Origin of the sequence: Dactylosporangium sp. NPDC000555, from assembly GCF_040300025.1 — a bacterium.
In the GTDB taxonomy this organism is placed as follows: Bacteria; Actinomycetota; Actinomycetes; order Mycobacteriales; family Micromonosporaceae; genus Dactylosporangium.
Window position 1 is genome coordinate 1 of record NZ_JBEPDB010000187.1, and the last position, 3,374, is coordinate 3,374.

4 protein-coding genes are annotated in these 3,374 nt (G+C 70.3%); 1 reads left to right on the forward strand and 3 read right to left on the reverse strand.

The window, feature by feature from the left end; translation table 11 throughout:
* Nucleotides 1-235: hypothetical protein (locus ABT297_RS42800; RefSeq protein ID WP_350559888.1), on the reverse strand; the 235-nt coding region annotated here is incomplete at its 3' end.
* Nucleotides 236-1,146: 911 nt separating this feature from the next.
* Here ABT297_RS42800 and ABT297_RS42805 point away from each other — a divergent pair.
* The gene (locus ABT297_RS42805; protein ID WP_350559891.1) at nt 1,147-1,788 is read left to right on the forward strand and encodes a SnoaL-like polyketide cyclase; all 642 of its coding nucleotides are present in this window, start codon (nt 1,147-1,149) and stop codon (nt 1,786-1,788) included.
* Nucleotides 1,789-1,897: 109 nt separating this feature from the next.
* Here the strand turns inward: ABT297_RS42805 and ABT297_RS42810 are convergent, their stop codons facing one another.
* Entirely contained in the window at nt 1,898-2,728 is an 831-nt protein-coding gene (locus ABT297_RS42810; protein WP_350559894.1) for a FadR/GntR family transcriptional regulator, read from the reverse strand.
* A partial coding sequence (locus ABT297_RS42815; protein WP_350559897.1) for a DUF6537 domain-containing protein occupies nt 2,725-3,374 on the reverse strand: 650 nt, incomplete at its 5' end. The genes ABT297_RS42810 and ABT297_RS42815, both read right to left, overlap by 4 nt.

Below are 3,374 nucleotides of genomic sequence, written 5' to 3' on the forward strand. Positions count from 1 at the left end.
ACGCCGACGCCGACGCCGACGCCGACGCCGACGCCGACGCCGACGCCGACGCCGAGCGCTGTTGCGCACCCACACCGCCACCGCCACCGCCACCGCCACCACGTCGGCGCGCCAGGGCGGCAACGCACGGAACGGTCAGCAGCGATACCCGCCGACCGGCCGCGGCGGCGGTGATGCGAACATGCACGCACCGCAGGGCCCCCGCCACTGTGGCGTCAGCCAGCCACTGTCCCATTGCCTCACAACGACAACGGCCCGCCCGCCGCACGCGCCCGCATCGGCGGATTCGGGCGCCCTCCAGCGCCGAACGCTGGTCACGAAGCGTGACGGCTTCGGGCGGCCTGGTGCGCTCGGTCGGTGGCATGAGTCCAGAACATCACGCCCGTCCGCCGGGGGATTGCGGCCGTCTATTCATGGAACACACGGATGGTACGTTCGTTTCGGCGGTCCTGCTGGTTGACCCTGGACTCGTGGTGGCCCGGACCGAGGTCCTGGTAGCGGGCGCCGGGTCGGTCGGAAGGTAACAGACGATGGTCAGTACCGAATTGCCGATGGCGACGATCGCGCGTGCTTGCCCCGCTGCCGGCCCAGCCGCTGGTAGCGTCGCCGAGCGATCCAGTCGGCGGGGGAAAGCGGCGGGCCTACGGGTCGGGGTTTCGTCAATGACCCAATATCGGTAGTCTCACTGCGACTATCGAGTGGGGGAGTGTTGTGACGGCTGGCAGCGGGCGGACGCGTGCGCCTGGCAGCGAGGTTGTCGGCGACGTGGCGACGTCCGTGCGGCAGGTGCCGCTGCGGGAGCATTCCACGGTGGCGGCGATCGTGCAGGCCGGGGGGTCGTGGTCGCCGGTGCTGGCCGTGATGGGCCGCCACGGCGTTACACCGGTTCCGCATGCCGGCAACCGGCCCCGCTCGATGGCGCGTGACCGGGCGGCGGCCGGATCGCTCGGGTTCCCTTGCTTGCCGAGCACGCGACGCACCGCCCTGGTCAGGGTGCGACGCGGCCCGCTCTTGAGCTGGAGTCCGGGATACCAGCGGCACCGGTTCGCCGGCGGCCGCCGCGTGAGCGTGCCCCTCTGACCCGGCGGGCGGTCGGCCCGCTGGTCATCCCTCATTGTCGACCCTTGGAAGGGTGGAACCCCTATCGTGTCCGAAACTCCGTTGTGGCTTCAGGGACGCACTGCCGTCGTCGAGGCGGCCGACCCGTCGCACTGGCGTGACGGCGTCCCCGACTACCACCTCTCGCACATCGTCATGCCCGCCCAGCGCACGCACCAGTTCGCCCCGGACTCGCTCGAGGCGGTCGTCGAAGGAATCGTGCAGGTCTTCGAGATGGAGGTCTCGCACAAGAAGGACCCGGCGACCTGGGTGTCGATGGTCACAGAGCACTTCCGGACCAACGTCAACGGCGGGCCGTGGGCGAGCGCGCAGGACATCGCCGACATCGGCAGCTATAACATCCTCATCGGTGAAAGCCCGTTCTACCGCACTGGCCAGGAGTCGTTCGAGTCCTCGCACCACATCTTCCACAAGGCGTTCCCGGGCGGGTTCTACTGGGAGGTGCTGGAGGTGCTCAGCCCTCCGCCGGTGGTGACGTTCAAGTGGCGGCACTGGGGCGCGTTCGAAGGCGAGTACCACGGCCACCAGCCCGACGGCCGGACGGTCGAGATGTACGGCGTGAGCGTCGCCAAGCTGAACGACGACCTGAAGCTGCTGGAGGTCGAGCACTACTACGACCCCAACCAGTTCCTCGGCAAGCTGACCGGCGGTTGCCCGGTCACGCACTGAACGAACATTTGGCGTGGCCACCCGGCACGGTCCGGGTGGCCACGCCGTTTGTGCGGGCGACCGGTTCGTCGCACTGCCCGTGCAGAAGGCCCACAGTGGACAGTGATGGTCAGTAGTCCGGGGGCCGGATGAGCTGGGCGTTGACCACCACCGCGGGATCCACGCCGAGGTTGGCCTGGGGCTGGGTGTCCTCCTGGTGGCAGCGGGCCAGGGTCGCGGCCCCGGCGCCGTCGCCGTCCTCGATGGCCTGGATCAGCTCGGCGTGGCTGTCGAGGCTGCGCCGGGTCGCCTCCTTCCCGGGGAGCTCGCCCTCCATCACCGTGCGGGCCGCCCACTCCTCTTCGTGCGCATACCACAACCCCTCGAGCATGCCGAAGAGCAGCTCGAAGGTCTGGTTCCCGCAGTTGCGCACGAGCGCCTCGTGGAACTCCTTCATGCAGGCCACGAACTTGGCGAAGTCGCCGAGGCTCTCCTCGGTCCGGCGGTGGATCTCGCGCAGCGCGGGGACGACCGTCTCCATGCGGTCCGGCCGGATCGCACACATCTCGGCGCACATCGGGTCGAGGTGCCGGACCGCAAGCCCCAGGTCGTGCACGCTGACCTTGCGGGACTGCAGCACGAGGCCGAAGACATAACCGGCCCGCTCGAGCTGGGGTGGATGCACCTCGGCGCCACCCCGGTTGCCGCGGCGGATGGTGATGAGCCCCTCCGTCTCCAGCGTGCGCATGGCCTCGCGGACGGACGGCATGCTGACCCGGAACTCCTCGAACAGCTCGTCCTGCTTCAGCAGCCCGTTCTCCGTGGTCAGATCGCCGCGCAGGATCCGGTCGCGCAGCTCATCAGCGAGGCGCTCGCCGACCCGGCGACGCAGCAGCAGCGGGCCCTTCGTGCCGCGGCCCGGAGCGGGGTCGGGGTCCGCCATGGTCTTCGCCTTCCTCATCCGTCCACCTCGGAGGGTCTGGCCAGCACCGCCCGGAAACGGGCCGCATTGGCGAGCTTGATGTTCTCATATCCGCGGACCAGATCAGGTGCCCGCGCCACCGCCAGGCATCGGTCCTGGTCGTCATCCCGGAGCGCGGCCAGCACCGCGGTGGTGTATTCGTCCGGCAGCGACCGCTCGACCCGGCGTACCGCGGCCAGGCCGAACGGGTCGAACGGCGTGCCCCGCACCGACCGCATCGCCCGCAGCGCCGCGAAGACCGGCCTGATCCAGCCGCCCAGCGCGAGCTTGCGGCGCAGGCCGAGCGCCCGCAGGAACGGCGGATGGATGTGGTAGCGCACCCGGGCCCGGGTGCCGCCGGCGGCCGCCTGGTCGCCGATGTCGAGCTTCAGGTGCAGCCGGGCGACCTCGTACTCGTCCTTGTACGCCAGGAGTTTGAACAGATAACGAGCGAACTCCACCGCCGCGGTGTCCGTGCCGAACCGCTCGGACTCGGCGGTCACGACGCGGCGCACCGCGTCCACGTATCGCTCGGCCAGCCGCGCGTGCTGGTAGTCGACGAGTTCGGCGGCCCGGAGCTCACCGATCTCCCGCACCGCGGCCGGCAGGCCGGCCGCGTCGAGCAGCTGTCGCGCGACCTCCCGCG

What these genes read in the sequence shown, in the direction of transcription:
- ABT297_RS42810 (WP_350559894.1), bottom strand. Translation starts at nt 2,728, where the DNA reads ATGAGGAAGGCGAAGACCATGGCGGACCCCGACCCCGCTCCGGGCCGC.